We start from the raw sequence: 17,508 nt of genomic DNA on the forward strand, positions 1-17,508 counted from the left end.
CTCATCATTTATATCCGTTTTGTATGACATCTCTTAGCTTACTATCAAAAAATCCTTGATTCTAATGGAAATCGTTTTGCCAGACAGCTTCTAAGTATCCTATCCACCAGTCCCTCCGGACGCCGCAGCGCATGATTCAGTATAGTAAGGGTTTTGCAAAATTTTACCGGAGCAAGTCCGTTTCTCAACGGTCTGCTAGTCGGTAATCGCTCCACGGCTGGCGGTGGATACCAGCTTCGCATACTTCGCCAGCACACCGCGCTGATAACGCGGTTCAGGTGCTTGCCACGCCGCACGGCGTTGCGCCAGTTCCTCCTCAGAAATATTAAGCTGTAACAAACGTTGTGCCGCATTAATGGTGATGGAATCGCCCTCCTTCACCAGTGCAATCGTCCCCCCCACAAAAGCTTCTGGTGCAACATGACCAACTACCATGCCATAAGTACCGCCGGAGAATCGTCCATCCGTGATCAACCCAACCGAATCTCCGAGGCCTTCACCAATCAGCGCTGAAGTAGGCGACAGCATTTCTCGCATACCTGGTCCGCCCTTGGGACCTTCATAACGTATTACCACGACATCTCCTGCTTGAATTTCCCTGGCAAGGATGGCATTCATGCATGCTTCCTCAGAATCGAAGACACGTGCAGGACCTGTAATTTTCGGATTTTTCACTCCCGTTATTTTGGCAACTGAACCTTCTGGCGACAAATTTCCTTTGAGAATGGCAAGATGACCCTGTGCATACAAAGGATTGTCCCATTGTCTGATGACATTCTGATTCTCACGTGGCTTCTCAGGCACATCCCGTAATACTTCCGCAATAGTTTCACCACTGATCGTCATGCAATCACCATGTAGCAAACCGCGCACCAGTAACATCTTCATGACTTGAGGAATCCCGCCTGCATGGTGCAAATCAGTTGCCACATAACGCCCAGAGGGTTTCAGATCGCACAAAACAGGCACCCGTGCACGTATTTCCTCAAAGTCATCAATACTCAGATCCACCTCGGCAGCGTGCGCAATCGCTAGCAGATGAAGCACCGCATTAGTCGATCCACCCACTGCCATCACCACAGAAATGGCATTTTCAAGCGATTTCCGTGTAATCAAATCGCGTGGACGAATCTGCTTATGAATTGCATTGACTAAAACTTCTGCGGAACGGGCTGCACTAAGCCGTTTTTCTTCATCTTCTGCTGCCATGGTCGATGAGTAAGGCAAGCTCATTCCCATTACCTCGATCGCTGACGACATGGTATTGGCCGTATACATTCCGCCACAGGAGCCTGCACCAGGACAGGCATGCCGTTCTACTTCCAGCAATTCCTTATCATCGATTTTATGAGCAGTGTACTGACCCACGGCTTCGAACGCACTCACAATTGTCAGATCTTGCCCTTTATAGTGCCCAGCCTTAATGGTGCCGCCATAGACAAATATGGCGGGTACATTCATCCTCGCCAGCGCAATCATCGCACCCGGCATGTTCTTGTCACAGCCACCAATTGCAATCACGCCATCCATGCTTTCTGCCTGCACAGCCGTTTCAATGGAATCAGCGATAACTTCACGGGACACGAGTGAATATTTCATTCCTTCAGTTCCCATGGATATACCATCGGAAACCGTTATCGTGCCAAACATCTGCGGCATCGCGCCGGCTTTTCTCAATGCACGCTCGGCACTGAGGGAGAGTTCATTAAGACCCATATTACAGGGTGTAATAGTAGAAAATCCATTGGCTACTCCGACAATGGGTTTATCAAAGTCTCCATCACCAAAACCCACTGCCCGCAACATGGCTCGATTGGGGGAGCGCTTTGCTCCTTGAGTAATGGCTTGACTACGTTTATTGTCTGGCATGATTTCTCCTGAAAAGCTAAAAATGCAATCTGATTAACAAGCTGCGCACTGCAGCGATATGCTTACTTACCGTATAATGTGCATTTTACCGTAAATTAGCTCGTAACCTATGCTTATCCATCCTCAATTCGATCCGGTTGCACTCTCCATTGGCCCGCTTTCCATTCACTGGTATGGATTGATGTATCTGCTTGGTTTTTCTCTTTTTATTTTGCTTGGTCGTTATCGCATTAAGCAAAATAAGCAGGCAGTATTCACCAATACTATCCTCGATGACGCACTCTTCTATGGGGTCCTTGGCGTTATCCTGGGAGGAAGACTAGGACATGTATTGTTTTACCAGCCAGGTTATTACTTACAACACCCGCTGGAAATATTCGCGATTTGGCAAGGCGGCATGTCATTCCATGGGGGCTTCATTGGTGTCATCGTGGCGATGGCGCTGCTGGCTCATAAGCATAGACTTCAATGGTTTACTGTGACTGATTTCATTGCGCCGCTGGTACCATTAGGGTTGGGAGCAGGCCGCATCGGCAATTTTATCAATGGCGAATTATGGGGACGGCCCACTGATGTAGCCTGGGGCATGATTTTTCCACACGTCGACAATCTTTCGCGTCATCCTTCTCAACTTTACGAATTTGCGCTGGAAGGGATCGCTTTATTTATCCTGCTCTGGATCTATTCAAGTAAATCACGCCCACTAGGAGCTGTCTCCGGCATGTTTCTGATCGGGTATGGCACATTCCGCTCGTTTGCAGAATTTTTCCGCGAACCCGATGATGGTTTTATGGGGATATTAACTTTGGGCGTCAGTATGGGGCAATGGCTGTCACTCCCCATGATTGCTGCAGGTATAGGATTGCTGATTTGGGCACAGCGATCATCAAGCAAACCAACATTAAAAACCAAAAATCGTCGTTAAAGCAATCTGGAAAACTGCGCCACTCTGTTTTCCAAACATGCTCATGACAGCTGCTATTGCACAACCAGCACATCACAAGGACATTCTGTCAGCAGATGAAGCGTCACGCTTCCTAACAGCAACTGTTCAGTCAGGGATTTGCCATGCTTGCCGACAACGACAAGATCTGCGCCGATTTCGAGCACTTTATCTCGTAATTTGGCAGGAACATGACGGCCATGTTCTATCATACGGCACACATTACGACTGTCTATTCCTGATGTTTCGATAAACCCCTTCATCTCCGCCTCAGCTTCATGGCGTGCATGGATACGGTATTTCTGAATGATTTCATCCGTAACGCCTGCATACCGCATCTTACCCTCGAAGGGTGCTTCAAAGATGTGTGTTAGATAAATTTCGCTTTGCGGGGCAATCACATTGCCGTATGCAAATGCTGTCAACGAATGCGGAGAAAAATCGACAGCAACAAGCACGCACCGATAAGCAGTTTTAGCTTCGCGTCTGACCACGAGCATAGGTTTACGGCTTTGCCGGATAAGCTGTTCGGTCGTGGTCCCCAGGGCAAAATCACGCAGTGGATTTTCCCCGCGCGCACCCAATGCTAGTAAATCAAAATCCTCTGATGCTTTCAGGATCATGTCCAGAACATTACCCACGAAAACCCTTGGTTCAAACGCAAAGCCCGTTTGCTCTTGGATTTTTGCAATCAGTTGATTGAGTGACCGGGAGGCATTCGTCACCATGGATTGCTCTACTTCCACGGGCAGATTGGCAAAGTGTTTCAAGTTATCCAGCCATGATGATTTGAGCACATGGAGTATCACACCCTGCGATGCTCCTGTCGCGGCAGAAATTATTGCGGCACGTTCAGCGGCGTATTGTGCATCAGCGGAAAAATCAGTTGCAGCCAATATAGACTGTATACGTATCATGCAGTAATCTCCTATGATTGTCTCAGTCAATCTTAAGATCAGACAGACAAAGCTTTTTCTGCACGCTCCAGATCATCGGGTGAACCAAACAGTACGATCACATCACCCACTTGCAATGGAGTATCAAGTGAGGGGGTAAGCTGCCGCTTCCCTTGCCGTACCAACGCGGTTACTGCAACCCCTTCAAGATTGAATTCTCGCAGAGTACGCCCTGCAGCGCCACTATCTGGCGGCAGAATGATCGGCCTGAGCCGATCAGCATCGTTCTCCTGGAGCGTATCGGTAAATACATTGTTGCCTCGGTAAAACTCACGCAGCAAATGATAACGCTTATCCCGTTGTTGCTGCATGCGGCGCATTACTCGCGAGATCGGCACATCCAGCAGCAGCAGCGTATGCGCAGCAATCATCAGTGCAGCTTCCAGCGTTTCCGGCACTACTTCTGTCGCGCCACTTTTCCGCAGCTCATCCACATGACTTTCATCACGAGTACGCACCATCACAGGAAGATCCGGGCGCAAATCTCGCACATGATGCAAAACCTTATGAGCAGACATGATATCCTCGTGACTAATCACAAGAAGCCGTGCAGTGCTTACACCGACTGCCTCGAGAATATCGCGTTCTGCAGCGTCACCATAAAAAACCTGTTCACCGGCAGTATGCGCCTCCTTTACTTTCACAGGATCAAGATCCAGCGCTATGTAAGGTATCCGCTCCTCCTCCAGAAAATGAGCCACACTTTGACCGATACGCCCATAGCCGCAAATGATGACATGATCTCTTAATTTACTGGTAGTTTCAGTATTGAGTTGCAATGTCGTGCCTTCACGCTGAGAAGCTGGTTGTCGTACGAAAAGACGAGCAAGTGCATGATTATAGCGAATGAGGAACGGCCCCCCGATCATGGAAAGCAGCACCGAGGCGAGTGTGATCTGACCGGTTTCCTGGTCGATTGCCTGCATGCCAAGCGCAATCGTGAGTAAAGCAAAACCAAATTCTCCCCCCACTGCCAACAACCACCCGGTGCGCCACGCAGTTAATGTATCAATTCTTACTAACTGTACAATCTGGGCAACGATAAAGGCCTTGGAAACCATGAGAACCACAGCGCCAGCCAGTGCCCAATGCCATATCTGTGGAAATACGGATAAATCGAATAGCATGCCAATCCCGACAAAAAACAAACCGAGCAATACATCGCGAATGGGTCGAATGGTTGATTCCACTTGATGGCGAAATTCTGTTTCACCTAACACCATACCGGCAAGAAAAGCTCCAAATGCGGTAGACATCCCAAGATTCTGAGTAATCCAGGCTGCGACCAGGGAAACAAACAATACGGTCAGGGTGAATACCTCTGCCGATCGTTGCACCGCAACCAAATGAAACAAAGGTCGTAGCAGTTTTCTGCCCACGATAAACACCAGCGCGAATGCCAGCGCAGCTTTGGCAAGCGCTAAGCCGAGCGAACTCGCCAATGCGCCAATCCCCTCAGCAGCCACACCAAACGCAGGAATTACGATCAGGAAAGGTACCGCCGTGACATCCTGGAAAATATTCATCCCCGTACCGAGCCTGCCGTGCCGACTGTGTTCCTCTCCCTGTTCACTAAGTGTCTTACTGATGATCGTGGTAGAAGACTGCGCAAACACTGCCCCTACCACAAAAGCTGCCGCAACCGGCAAACCCATCAGCCACACTACGACACCTACAGCTATGGTGGTCAGCAGCACCTGAGCTGTCCCTAGACCTAATACCAGACCGTGTGAGGCGTAAATTTGCGGCAGCGAGAAATTCAATCCAATGGTAAACAACAGAAAAACGATCCCGAACTCCGCCAGCATGTGAATAGGTTGTGCTTCAATGACCGATCCAGGCGTATATGAACTAAGCAGAACACCTACCAGTATATAACCCAAACTCGGCGGGACGTGAAGCCGATGAAAGGTAACCACCACAATGATCGCCGCTCCAAGCAGCATAAGGATTGGGTGAAAAAACTGCTCAATCATCAGAAACCTTTCAGGAATCTCAAAAATATACTGGGTTGTGAATGCTGCTTCTTAGGTTGCCGACTGCCTCTCTCACCAAAAGACTTCCTGGTTCAGATTACTGTTATCAGTCAGATACATGAAATGAACCCGCTGAAACATTGTAACATCTAGCCGCAACACAACCTGGCGGCAGCTATGCGATCTTCTTTCTTATCAACCGTACAACTGCCGCTTCAAACCACTGCGATCAAGAATGATGGCGCTGATTTCTTCGATAGAGATATACGTGGTATCCAGATAGGGAATCCTGAATAGCTGAAATAGGGATTCCTGCCATTGAATTTCGCGCTGGCACTGGGCAAGCGATGCATACTGGCTATCTGGACGACGTTCCTGGCGAATAAAATGCAGCTGCGTTGCACCGAGCGTCAGTCCAAATAACTCATTTCTAACAGGTTCTAGTGCTTTGGGTAGCCGTATCACAGACATATCTTCCTGCGTGAGCGGATAGTTTGCGGCGGCAATCCCATACTGCAATGCCAGATATAGACAGGTAGGTGTTTTACCGGTACGAGACACACCCATCAGAATAATGTCGGCTTCCGTAAAATTTCCCGGGTTAACCCCATCATCATGCGCCAGCACGTAATTGATCGCCGCCATCCGCTTAAAATACGACAGACGATGCTGCAGACCATGAGAGCGTCCTGCTATTCGTGCAAACGGTTGGTGAAGTTCTTCTTCGATTGAGCTGACGAAGGTTTCAAAAAAATCATAGACCCGGCAATTTGCCTGTCGAATCACTCCAAGAATATCCGGTTTAAGCAAGGTACTAAAAACCAGTGGACGATGGCCATCCCGCTCGGCAGCTCGATTGATCTGCTCTGCTACTACCTGGGCTTTTACAGAATCGCCCAGAAAGGGCACATTGATCTTTTCCCATTCAATCCCATCAAACTGGGCCAACAAGCTGTGCCCAAGGGTTTCTGCAGTAATGCCGGTACGGTCCGATAAATAAAAAACGGTACGTTTCTGCCTGGTCACGATTTATCTAAATTAGCCAGATGCAGCCAAGTATCCACGACGGTATCCGGATTCAGCGATAAGCTATTAATCCCCTGTTCAAACAACCAAACCGCAAAATCCGGATAATCGGACGGACCCTGACCACAGATACCGATATATTTACCCCGCTTGCGACAGGCGTGTATCGCCATTTTAAGGATCTTTTTAACAGCCGGATTGCGTTCATCGAACAAATGGGATACTAAACTGGAATCACGATCAATCCCCAGCGATAACTGAGTCATATCATTCGAGCCAATGGAGAAACCATCAAAATATTGCAAAAACTCCTCTGCCAGTATCGCATTGGATGGAATCTCGCACATCATGATCAAACGCAGCCCATTCCTGCCCCGCACAAAACCCAGTGACGCCAGCAGTTCCGTGACTTGCCGGGCTTCCTCCAGGGTGCGGCAGAATGGAATCATGATCTCAACATTGGTCAAACCCATCTCATCGCGTACTTTATGCAATGCCTGGCACTCCAGCTCAAAACAATCGCGAAATGAAGTTGCTAGATAACGTGATGCGCCACGAAATCCAATCATAGGATTTTCTTCCTGTGGTTCATAACGATCACCCCCAATCAGCTTGGCATACTCATTGGATTTAAAGTCGGAAGTGCGGACGATGACAGGGTGTGGATAAAAGGCTGCTGCCAGCGTTGCAATGCCTTCCGCCAGTTTATCCACATAAAAGCTGACAGGGTCAGCATAACCGGTTATTCGTCTGCCAATCTCATTTTTCAAATCTTCTGGCAAATGAGCAAATTCCAGCAATGCTTTCGGGTGGATGCCTATCATGTTATTAATGATAAATTCCAGTCGCGCCAGGCCAACTCCTTGATTCGGCAAACGTGAAAATGCAAAAGCATGGGATGGATTGCCAATATTCATCATGATCTTAACGGGTAAATCAGGCAGCTCACCAGTATCGGCAGTCGTATGCTCAAACCGCAGCAATCCTTCATAAACGTGGCCGGTATCTCCTTCAGCACAGGAAATCGTAACTTCCGTTCCATCCTTGATTTGTATCGTGGCATCACCACAACCCACTACTGCCGGAATCCCCAGTTCGCGCGCCACAATCGCTGCATGACAAGTACGTCCGCCACGATTCGTGACGATCGCAGCAGCCCGTTTCATGATCGGCTCCCAGTCGGGATCTGTCATATCGGTAACCAGCACCTCTCCTGATTGGATAGTATCCATCTGATCCGTGTGCATGATCAAACGCGCTACCCCCTGCCCGATTTTTTGCCCGATGGCGCGCCCTTCGGTCAATACCTTCCCTTTCTGACTCAATTTAAAGCGCTCTACAGTGGGCCCCACTCGGCTTTCAACGGTTTCAGGGCGAGCCTGTACAATATAAAGCTGTCCATCTAACCCATCTAATGCCCATTCGATATCCATCGGACGACCGTAATGCTTTTCGATAATCAGGGCCTGCTGCGCCAGCGCTTCAACTTGCGCATCAGATAAACAGAAACACTGACGGCGTTCTACTTCCACTTCGCGCATCACTGTGGATGAGCTCTGCTCATCACCGTCGCGGTAAATCATTTCGATGGCTTTGGCGCCCAAACGCCGCGAAAGAATGGCTGGACGACCTGTCTCTAACCCCCGTTTATAAACGTAGAATTCATCCGGATTGACTGTGCCCTGCACGATGGTTTCACCCAGGCCATACGCTGCTGTGATGAAAATCACATCCCGAAAACCCGACTCGGTATCCAGCGTGAATGCTACACCACTCGCTCCCAGGTCGCTGCGTACCATCTTCTGAATCCCTGCTGACAGGAATACCTTGTCATGCTGGAAGTGATGGTGAACTCGGTAGGCAATGGCGCGATCGTTATATAACGATGCAAATACCACCTTGATCGCTGCAACAAGCTGCTCCAGACCGCAAACATTCAGCAAGGTTTCCTGCTGGCCGGCAAATGAGGCATCTGCCAAATCTTCAGCTGTTGCAGATGAGCGTACTGCAAAAGAAGCCCTATCACCACTATTGGTTACCAGTTTTTCATAAGCCTGAGTAACTGTTTGCAGCAAGGCATCGGGCAACGATGCCTCTAGTAGCCAACCACGAATTGTTTTGCCTACAGTGGTCAGTGCATTGATATCACTGACATCCAATTGATCCAGCAAATGATTGATACGCTCAGTCAATCCATTGCTCGCTAGAAAATCGCGATAGGCGTGCGTGGTGGTAGCAAAACCGCCCGGCACATTGACACCTGCCCGACTGAGATGGTTGATCATTTCACCTAGCGAAGCATTCTTACCGCCGACGATGCCTACATCATCCTTACTCAACTGGTCAAACCATACGATATAATCAGTCATCGTGAAAAACTCCTGGTTTCTGAAACGAAAAGAAAGCTGGCTTTGATCTTTGATCGTTACACTCGTGAATTCTAGCATCTCATGACTCATATCCGTACTCCGAAATAGAAATCTTGATCTCTTTGTTCACTTCCTTAAGTCATACTCGAGCGCCGCAAATATGGAAACTAATCATATAACCCGAATATTTCATAAATTGGCACGTGTCCTCACTTGCCTTTTGATTAATAAGAAAGATTTTGCTCAGTCGGGTGTATGAATCACTACACCCCTCTTTCTCAAAACTTCCCTATTAATCAAAATCTTGCGTGATCATCACGCGAATTTATGAAATATTCGGGATAAATGTATCGCTTTGGATAGCCGACCCACTACCGGCTTGCTGCTAACCACTGACCTCAGCGTCGCTGTAATCATATATGCCCAGCTTGCTGAAAAATAACAAGCCAAGCATCATCTGATCGATTACTCGCAACGCACTGATTCTGCGGGAATTGCGCGTTGCAATCTAAAATTTTATCTCAACCCGGTTCAGCGGTACGCTTATGCATGCTTGCCATGTGCTGGTGCTATCGACGGGGGGGCGAAGCGTTGTAGAACATGGCTCGTGATGCCTTTGGCAAGCTCTTCCTCACCAAAGAAGACCATGCCAATATTCTCTTTACGCAATAATTGCGATTCATCCTCACTATGAGTCCGCAGCACGATTTCGATGCCTGGATTGAGTGTACGCGCGGTGTCGACTATTTGGCGAACATTCAGCAGATCCGGAGTCGCGATAACAAGCATTGCCGCATCTGCAATGTGAGCTTGAATCAATACGGCCGGATCGGTAGCGTCCCCTGATACGGCGACGACTCCTTTGTTACGCAAATCCTCAACCAGCTCGCGGTTCTGCTCTGCAATCACGTAGGGAATGCCCTGCTTGTCCAAAGCATCGGCAATGCGGCGCCCAACTCGCCCGCAGCCTACCAGCACCACTTGGCCTTGGAGATACTTGCGTTCAGTACTCATCGGCAGTTCTGCGTAAGGATCTTCCCGACGCTCTAGACTGCGCGCCAGCTCAGAACGATCGAGAAGCCACTTTCTAAATGGCTCGATAGCCGTAAACAGGAAAGGATTCAGTGCGATGGAAATCAGCGCACCAGCAAGCACCAGATTCATTCCCTCAGTGGTCAATAGTCCGAGCGACAGGCCCAATCCGGCTAGGATAAAGGAAAACTCACCGATTTGGGCAAGACTGGTAGCAACCGTCAGCGCAGTATTAAGTGGATAGCGAAAAGTAAGCACCAGTACCAGTGCCGCGATTGATTTACCAATGATAATAATGGCAACCACGCCCAGTACGTGAGTTGGCTGATCGATCAGTACCGTCGGCTCGAACAACATACCCACTGCCACAAAAAAAAGCACTGAAAATGCATCACGCAACGGCAAAGACTCTTCAGCGGCACGGTGACTAAATTCAGATTCGCGCATTACCGTGCCAGCAAAGAAAGCGCCCAGTGCGAATGACACACTGAATAATTCCGCTGCGCCATAGGCAATGCTAATCGCGGCAGTAATTACTGCCAGGGTAAACAGTTCCCGGGAGCCTGTGCGTGCGATCTGCCATAATAGCCAAGGCAGTACACGGTGGCCAGCGATCAACATCAGGGCGATGAAAGCTGAAACCTGTAACAAAGTTTGTCCAAGAGTGATCCACACGGAAGTAGTATTTTCGACGCCCGCAGGTGTGCCGCCCAATATACCCGCAAGCGGGGGTAGCAGCACCAAAACCAACACTGTGGCAAGGTCCTCGACCACCAACCAACCTACTGCGATGTGTCCGTTCATTGTTTCGAGAATGCCACGAGCTTCAAGTGCCTTGAGCAACACGACAGTGCTGGCACAAGATAACGATAGCCCGAAAATCAACCCGCTCCCCAGGCTCCAACCCCACCACCAGGTCATGCCCATACCTAATACTGTCGCTAACCCCATCTGCACTACTGCACCGGGTATCGCAATACGTTTTACCGCAAGCAGATCATTGAGGGAAAAATGGAGTCCAACACCAAACATCAGCAGCATAACGCCGATTTCCGATAACTGGGAGGCGATACTTACATCGGCAACAAAACCAGGTGTTCCCGGACCAATGATGATGCCTGTGATTAGATAGCCAACCAGTGCAGGTATCTTGATTCGCTCAGCAACGAAGCCAAGCATCAATGCAATACCTAAGGCAACGGCAATAGTAGTAATTAAAGAAATATTGTGTTCCATTCAGCTCCCATTTGTTATGCATTGTACAAAAGTGCTCAAGCGCCTCCTTCGTTTATATGGATAGCCTATGATATTGGGCTTTCCGCTATTCAAGTCTGTCAAACTACGATTCGTAGATTAATGCTAGCTGATCTGGATCACTAGCAGCACTAAATTCACCTTATAAAAATATCTTTTTACTGTTAAATAAAGAAGTCTCACCAATTCTATCCACTTCAGAAATCAGCTGAACAGCTTCTTGCTGTAATGCGATGCGATCACTTGCGTTGTTAGCCGCATTGACTGGCTGAATCGCCAATTCGCAAAGGTACTGTAATAATGACATAGCTACGGATAAGCTCCCTCTGCTGCTTGCACCATGGAAGCTCTATCGTTGGCATTTCTGGTAATCTGATTCATTCCTCGGATCTGAGCGGTAAAACGATCAGAAATTGCTAAATCTGCAGCAATGATTGCAATTCATTTTGTAACACATTGAGATCACACTGCGAATTTAATCATGCCATATTAGGTGTTGATAACCTGAAATTTTGCTCTCCCAGCCTAACGTCATAGGGATCAGGTACATTTTTTACAGTTTTTTATCGGCTAAGCTTCTACAAAATTTCAACCGATAACTCTCACAAAACCTATGAACTGCACTTTGACATTTGCAAATCTGCATTTACTATTTTGTTTATTGATTTGAAAACTGACGAAGAAGAGAGCGTGTGAAGCCATTGACATATCATGCTTTCACCAACAGCTGAAGCATCCGGCAGTATTGACTTGGAGTAAGGCCTGTGCCGCATTTGAACAGACCCCAGAAGAATGGAGCATCTTCATATCCCGCAGCCACGCTGATCAAAGACATACGCAAAGGATATCAAGAAATATGGGTAAAAATGTGCATCAAGCCACAAGCAATACCAGGCACGTTAAGAGAGTTAACGAGGTTTTCGCCAGTGCTCGATGTGTTTTCTAACTCACTACCGGTAAAGATTTTTGTTGAAACTTATTGATCAATCTGTTTTATAGATAATCAAAAGAAAGGGTGCAATACAGATTGCTTACAAATTTGTGTGCAATCTGTCTGCACCTCTTCTTTTCGGTTTGGTATACCCACTTGCAGATGGCGCTACTTCAGCATGCAGTAGCAATCCGATAATGGATATGTCCCAGCGCTTTCTCCACCTGATCAACTAAGATCAGGCAAAGCTCCCCAGCTTGCAGATTGGTTAGTGCCGTATCTATCGCTTTAAACTCACCGTGTATTTCACTCACCTTGCGCACACGCTTGGCATTTTCCAGACCCGCGCGCAATAACCCCAAAACTTCACCATCGGCACGGCCGCGTTGGCATTTGTCCTGATACAGAACAACCTCGTCAAACACATCACCCAGAATCTGGGTTTGCAGACGAATATCTTCATCACGGCGATCACCCGCAGCACTGATCACGACTGTCCGTCTTTTTGCTGGTATGTTATCAATCGCGCACACCAGTGCTTCCATCGCATCTGGATTGTGTCCATAGTCAGCAATCAGCGTAGCATCACGATAATTAAACAGGTTAAATCGCCCGGGCGCAGTCTGCGCATCACTAATGAAACTTGCTAAACCAGCACGAATAACTGTCCAATCCAGCCCCAGCGCCCACCCCACGCCAACAGCAGCCATCGCATTTTCAGCCTGGAAGCTAATAATTCCATTTTTCGTTAACGGAATTTCGTTCAACGGAATCCGCTGTTCAATTCCTGCGCCTGATGCGACAATGGAATGGCTATCAAGATAAATAACTCGCTTGCGTTGTGCACGTTGTGTCAGCACTACTGGATTGTAACTATCTCGGGAGAAGAATATAACTGAACCCGGGCAGTGATCAGCCATTCTGACAACTAGAGGATCATCCGCATTGAGGACTGCAACACCACTCTTCGGTGTAACATTCTCAACAATTACTCGTTTAACGACAGCCAATTCCTCTGTCGTGTTAATATTTGCCAGACCGAGATGATCTCCCCGACCAATATTGGTTACCACGGCAACTTGGCAGTGATCAAAACCCAGTCCTTCACGCAACATGCCGCCTCGTGCTGTTTCTAGCACGGCGACATCGACATCGGGGTGAAAAAGAACATTTTTAGCACTTCTCGGGCCACTGCAATCACCGGTATCGATACATTGACCATTGACAAAAACACCATCAGTACATGTCATACCAACACGCATCTGGTTATTCTCAAAAATATTGGCAATCAGGCGCACCGTCGTTGTTTTACCGTTGGTACCAGTTACTGCAACCACCGGAATACGCGCATCCTCACCTTGCGCAAATATGTTATCGATAATTGCTTCTCCTACCGCACGCCCCCTACCATATGAAGGTTGCAAGTGCATGCGCAAACCAGGCGCTGCATTGACTTCGATGACCGCACCGCCTTGCTCCTCCAGCGGACGCATAACGCTATCGCAGATCACATCAATGCCACAGATATCAAGACCTGTCATTTGTGCTGCAGCAATCATGTTCGCTGCAATTTCCGGATGAACATCATCCGTTACATCCGTTGCTGTACCACCTGTGGACAGATTGGCATTATTGCGCAAAACAACACGTATACCTTTAGCCGGAATAGATTTTGCTGTCAGTCCCTGAGTAGCAAGATGAGCCAGTGAGATCTCATCCAGGTGAATTTTGGTCAGTAAGTTTGCATGGCCTTCACTGCGCCGCGGATCACAATTGATTTGCTCCACCAATTGAGAAATACTATGGACACCATCACCCACCACCTGGGGTGGATCGCGCCTTGCTGCTGCCACCAGTTTGTTACCTACGACTAACAGACGATAGTCATGTCCGGTTACATAGCGCTCAACCAGTACATTATTACTAATCTCAGCAGCTGCCAGATAAGCCGCTTTTATCTGCTCGCAATCAATGAGATTGGCTGTTACTCCTTTGCCTTGATTACCATCCCGTGGTTTTACCACCACAGGCATTCCAATCTCACAGGCAGCAACCCACGCATCCTCAGCATCTACAACTGACCGCCCTATTGGAACAGGAATTCCTGCTGCATGTAGTAATACTTTGGTCAGTTCCTTATCTTGCACAATGGATTCAGCGACTGCACTGGTTAAATCACTTTCAGAAGCCTGGATGCGCCGTTGCCGGCTGCCCCAGCCAAATTGCACCAGACTTCCGTCAGTTAGGCGACGGTATGGAATTCCACGCGCAACCGCAGCCTGCACAATAGCACCGGTGCTCGGTCCGAGGCGGATATCCTCATAAAGCTCTCGCAAACGATGTATTGCATTGGTTAGATCAAAGGAGATATCTTCAATTACGGCGTGGCATAAATTTAGAGAAAGCTCAAAAGCAAGCCGCCCCACCGCCTCTTCACTGTATTCGACGATGATCCGGAAAGTATCTGCTTCCGATGTTTGCGTCGTATGACTAAAAATGACCGGACAACCCGCCTGCACTTGCAAGCCGAGTGTGGCGAATTCTAATACATGTGCCACAGTAGCTATTTCATAGTGCCCAGCGGGCTGAAGTAGTGCAATTTCTGGAAAGCGTTCATACAGGCGCGTTCTAAAACCTGGTATTCTGTCAATGGCACGTTTGCTCTCGCTAAAAACGACCGTTGCTTCAATAGAGGTATGCTTACTCCATAAATTAGGGCCACGCAATGCACGGATTTGTAATACTTTCATATTAAATTTCCTTGAGTTTCTTGTTCTTTTTGAGAATTCTGATATTCAGGCTTACTTTTCTCTTGACCGAGACCAGATGTTTCAATGCCTAGCCGAATAAGATCAGGTGCAATACCGAGCGCCCAGGCAGCCCCTATTGCAGCTAATACATGCTCGACTTCTCTTACTGCACGATTACCAACCGCAGGTTGCATATCAGCCAATTTAATCAACGGCATCTCATCAGATCCATTAGCCAGTACGATTCTTCCGTTACGAACAATAACAGCTCGCTTGCCTTGGGTGGGACCTGTCCCTCGTTGGCGATGCTCGTTGATAGCCATCAGGTCGGGATCACAACTAAAGTAAATAACTTCACCGTGACACAATTCCGACATCTCGATCAGCATGGATTCTTGCGCATTGAGAACCGCCGCACCTGTCGGCAGAATTACATCTTTTAAAACATCGCCGACTGCAGCTGCAGTCGGCGTTACGATATCAACCTGAGTACGCAGTACTGTAAAAACTTGTTTGAGTGTCTCAATTCCATGGCGATCATAATACAAAGCGGGGTCAACATTGGTCACGACACCCACCTGACAACTATCATAAGCCAGTCCCTCCTGGAGAATGGCATCGAAACCATTCTCGAAAACCGCTGCTTCAACCGTACGATTCATCAATGTGCGATTGGCGGCCACCCATTTAGCACTATCACTTTTATCAATTTGCTTATGATCGAGATAGAGTCCGCTGCTGCACGCTAACCCTGTACGCTTACCTGAAAGCGTAAGCAATCGGGCAACAAGATGTGCAACCGTGGTTTTGCCATAACTACCGGTAATTCCTACGATGGGAATGCGACTATGGTTTTGATCCGGAAAAAGGTGATCCACAATTGCCTGACCAACGGGTCGAGGTTTCCCAACAGCTGGTTTGATATGCATTAGCAAGCTGGGACCAGCATTGACTTCGACGACTGCGCCGTCTTGCTCAGCAAATGGGCGTGAGACATCACTGACTACAAGATCGATACCGGCAATATCCAGACCCACAATACGTGCAGCCAAAGCGGCTGTTTTAGCAATACTTGGATGAACATCATCCGTTACATCAAATGCATGATTGCCATTACGTTGAATCAGCACTTTGATACCAACTGGCACAATAGAATGACTGGTATAGCCTTGATTGGCAATTTCCATCTGCGCTGCACTATCCAGACGAATCATATTAAGTGGATGATCTTCAGTAGTTCCTCGGCGTGGATCAGAGTTAATCTGATTATCAATCAACTCGGTTATGGTGGAAACACCGTCTCCAATTATGGATACCGAATCACCTCGCGTGGCTGCTACCAGTTGCTCACCCACTATCAGTAAACGGTGTTCAGTACCGGGAATATATTGTTCAACCAGCACACCATTTCCCTCTTGTAAGGCCATGGAATAAGCTGATTCGATTTCTTCACGCTTACTTAACTCGATAAACACTCCCCGTCCATGATTTCCATCACACGGCTTAACGACAACAGGCAAACCAATCTCCTTAGCAGCTTGCCATGCGTCTTCTGGACTAACAGCGCTACGTCCTTCCGGAACAGGCACACCGCAGGAACGGAGCAGTGTTTTAGTCAGATCCTTGTCACGCGAAATACTCTCAGCAATGGCGGGTGTTCGATCTGTCTCAGCAGTCCAAATATACCGACTGTGAGCACCATGTCCTAACTGAACGAGGTTTCCTTTGGAAAGTAATCGAATAGCTGGGATATTGCGGGCTACTGCTGCATCTACAATGCACGCGGTTGAAGGACCAAGCCACAATGAATCGACCATGTCACGCAAACGCTCAATAGCACCTTTGACATCGTAAGGTTTTTGATCAGGATCAAATCCCATTGCCGCCAGCACAAGCTCACGAGCTGAAAATAAGGCGCTCCGGGTGATCTCGGCATGCCAAGCGCTTACGACCACTTTATAGACACCGCGTACTGAGGTTTCACGCGCTCTGCCGAAACCACCGCGCATACCCGCCAGATTTTGCAGCTCCAGGGTCACATGCTCAAGAATATGGCAAGGCCAGGTGCCTTCCTTGACGCGACGAAGGAAACCACCACGCTCTTCATAACTGCAGCGATGCTCAATCAGTGTGGGTAACCAGGAAGACAAGCGCTCATAAAAACCAGGAATAGTATCTGATGGAAAATCTTCAAGTTCACCGATATCAACAATTGCTTCAAGTGCCGGGTAGTAAGTCCAAATATTGGGGCCATTCAGGTGACGGATTTCAAGAAACTTAAGGTCTTTTTTACCATTATTATCAGAGTTGGAATTATTTGACATAAATTGAAAGCTTTGAAAGCTGGATGAGTAACATTTCAATTAACGCAGCTAGCGCCAATTGGTTTACATCACGACAAA

General features: G+C 48.1%; 9 protein-coding genes and 1 pseudogene. 1 reads left to right on the plus strand and 9 read right to left on the minus strand.

Annotated features, from left to right (window positions below):
- Positions 1-195 precede the first annotated feature (195 nt).
- Positions 196-1,869 (minus strand): dihydroxy-acid dehydratase, encoded by a 1,674-nt coding sequence (gene ilvD / locus BLP80_RS10680; protein WP_090543091.1) that lies wholly within the window; start codon positions 1,867-1,869, stop codon positions 196-198.
- Positions 1,870-1,978: 109 nt separating this feature from the next.
- On the opposite strand from ilvD, the gene lgt reads away from it, so the two are divergent.
- A complete protein-coding gene (gene lgt / locus BLP80_RS10685) occupies positions 1,979-2,794 on the plus strand; it encodes a prolipoprotein diacylglyceryl transferase (protein ID WP_090543093.1) in 816 nt (271 codons plus the stop codon).
- Positions 2,795-2,847: 53 nt separating this feature from the next.
- Here lgt and BLP80_RS10690 read toward each other — a convergent pair whose 3' ends face one another.
- From BLP80_RS10690 to cphA (BLP80_RS10725), 8 genes and pseudogenes are all read right to left on the minus strand, one after another.
- Positions 2,848-3,729 carry a universal stress protein gene (locus BLP80_RS10690; RefSeq protein ID WP_090543095.1) on the minus strand — a complete coding sequence of 294 codons (882 nt, stop codon included), beginning with the start codon at positions 3,727-3,729 and terminating at the stop codon, positions 2,848-2,850.
- A gap of 38 nt (positions 3,730-3,767) precedes the next feature.
- On the minus strand, positions 3,768-5,744 hold the full coding sequence (locus BLP80_RS10695; RefSeq protein WP_090543097.1) for a monovalent cation:proton antiporter family protein: 1,977 nt from the start codon (positions 5,742-5,744) through the stop codon (positions 3,768-3,770).
- Between the two features lie 195 nt (positions 5,745-5,939).
- Positions 5,940-6,770 carry a posphoenolpyruvate synthetase regulatory kinase/phosphorylase PpsR gene (locus BLP80_RS10700; RefSeq protein WP_090543099.1) on the minus strand — a complete coding sequence of 277 codons (831 nt, stop codon included), beginning with the start codon at positions 6,768-6,770 and terminating at the stop codon, positions 5,940-5,942.
- Positions 6,767-9,139: a phosphoenolpyruvate synthase gene (gene ppsA, locus BLP80_RS10705; RefSeq protein ID WP_090543132.1), complete on the minus strand. Its 2,373-nt coding sequence runs from the start codon at positions 9,137-9,139 to the stop codon at positions 6,767-6,769. Before ppsA ends, BLP80_RS10700 begins: the two co-directional genes overlap by 4 nt.
- 543 nt (positions 9,140-9,682) lie before the next feature.
- Positions 9,683-11,407 (minus strand): cation:proton antiporter domain-containing protein, encoded by a 1,725-nt coding sequence (ybaL, locus tag BLP80_RS10710; RefSeq protein WP_090543101.1) that lies wholly within the window; start codon positions 11,405-11,407, stop codon positions 9,683-9,685.
- 160 nt (positions 11,408-11,567) lie between these two features.
- Positions 11,568-11,806 (minus strand): annotated as a pseudogene (locus BLP80_RS15235) (hypothetical protein).
- A 723-nt stretch (positions 11,807-12,529) separates the two neighbouring features.
- Positions 12,530-15,106, minus strand: a complete 2,577-nt coding sequence (gene cphA, locus BLP80_RS10720) for a cyanophycin synthetase (RefSeq protein WP_090543103.1) — start codon at positions 15,104-15,106, stop codon at positions 12,530-12,532.
- Positions 15,103-17,430, minus strand: coding sequence for a cyanophycin synthetase (gene cphA, locus BLP80_RS10725; RefSeq protein WP_090543105.1), 2,328 nt, complete (start codon positions 17,428-17,430; stop codon positions 15,103-15,105). Before cphA (BLP80_RS10725) ends, cphA (BLP80_RS10720) begins: the two co-directional genes overlap by 4 nt.
- Between the last annotated feature and the right edge of the window lie 78 nt (positions 17,431-17,508).

This window comes from Nitrosomonas sp. Nm132 (assembly GCF_900100485.1).
GTDB lineage: Bacteria > Pseudomonadota > Gammaproteobacteria > Burkholderiales > Nitrosomonadaceae > Nitrosomonas.

Excerpts from the sequence above, each read along its gene's own strand:
- ilvD (WP_090543091.1), bottom strand. The coding sequence starts at position 1,869 with ATGCCAGACAATAAACGTAGTCAAGCCATTACTCAAGGAGCAAAGCGC.
- lgt (WP_090543093.1), top strand. The coding sequence starts at position 1,979 with ATGCTTATCCATCCTCAATTCGATCCGGTTGCACTCTCCATTGGCCCG.
- BLP80_RS10690 (WP_090543095.1), bottom strand. The coding sequence starts at position 3,729 with ATGATACGTATACAGTCTATATTGGCTGCAACTGATTTTTCCGCTGAT.
- BLP80_RS10695 (WP_090543097.1), bottom strand. The coding sequence starts at position 5,744 with ATGATTGAGCAGTTTTTTCACCCAATCCTTATGCTGCTTGGAGCGGCG.
- ppsA (WP_090543132.1), bottom strand. The coding sequence starts at position 9,139 with ATGACTGATTATATCGTATGGTTTGACCAGTTGAGTAAGGATGATGTA.
- ybaL (WP_090543101.1), bottom strand. The coding sequence starts at position 11,407 with ATGGAACACAATATTTCTTTAATTACTACTATTGCCGTTGCCTTAGGT.
- cphA (WP_090543103.1), bottom strand. The coding sequence starts at position 15,106 with ATGAAAGTATTACAAATCCGTGCATTGCGTGGCCCTAATTTATGGAGT.
- cphA (WP_090543105.1), bottom strand. The coding sequence starts at position 17,430 with ATGTCAAATAATTCCAACTCTGATAATAATGGTAAAAAAGACCTTAAG.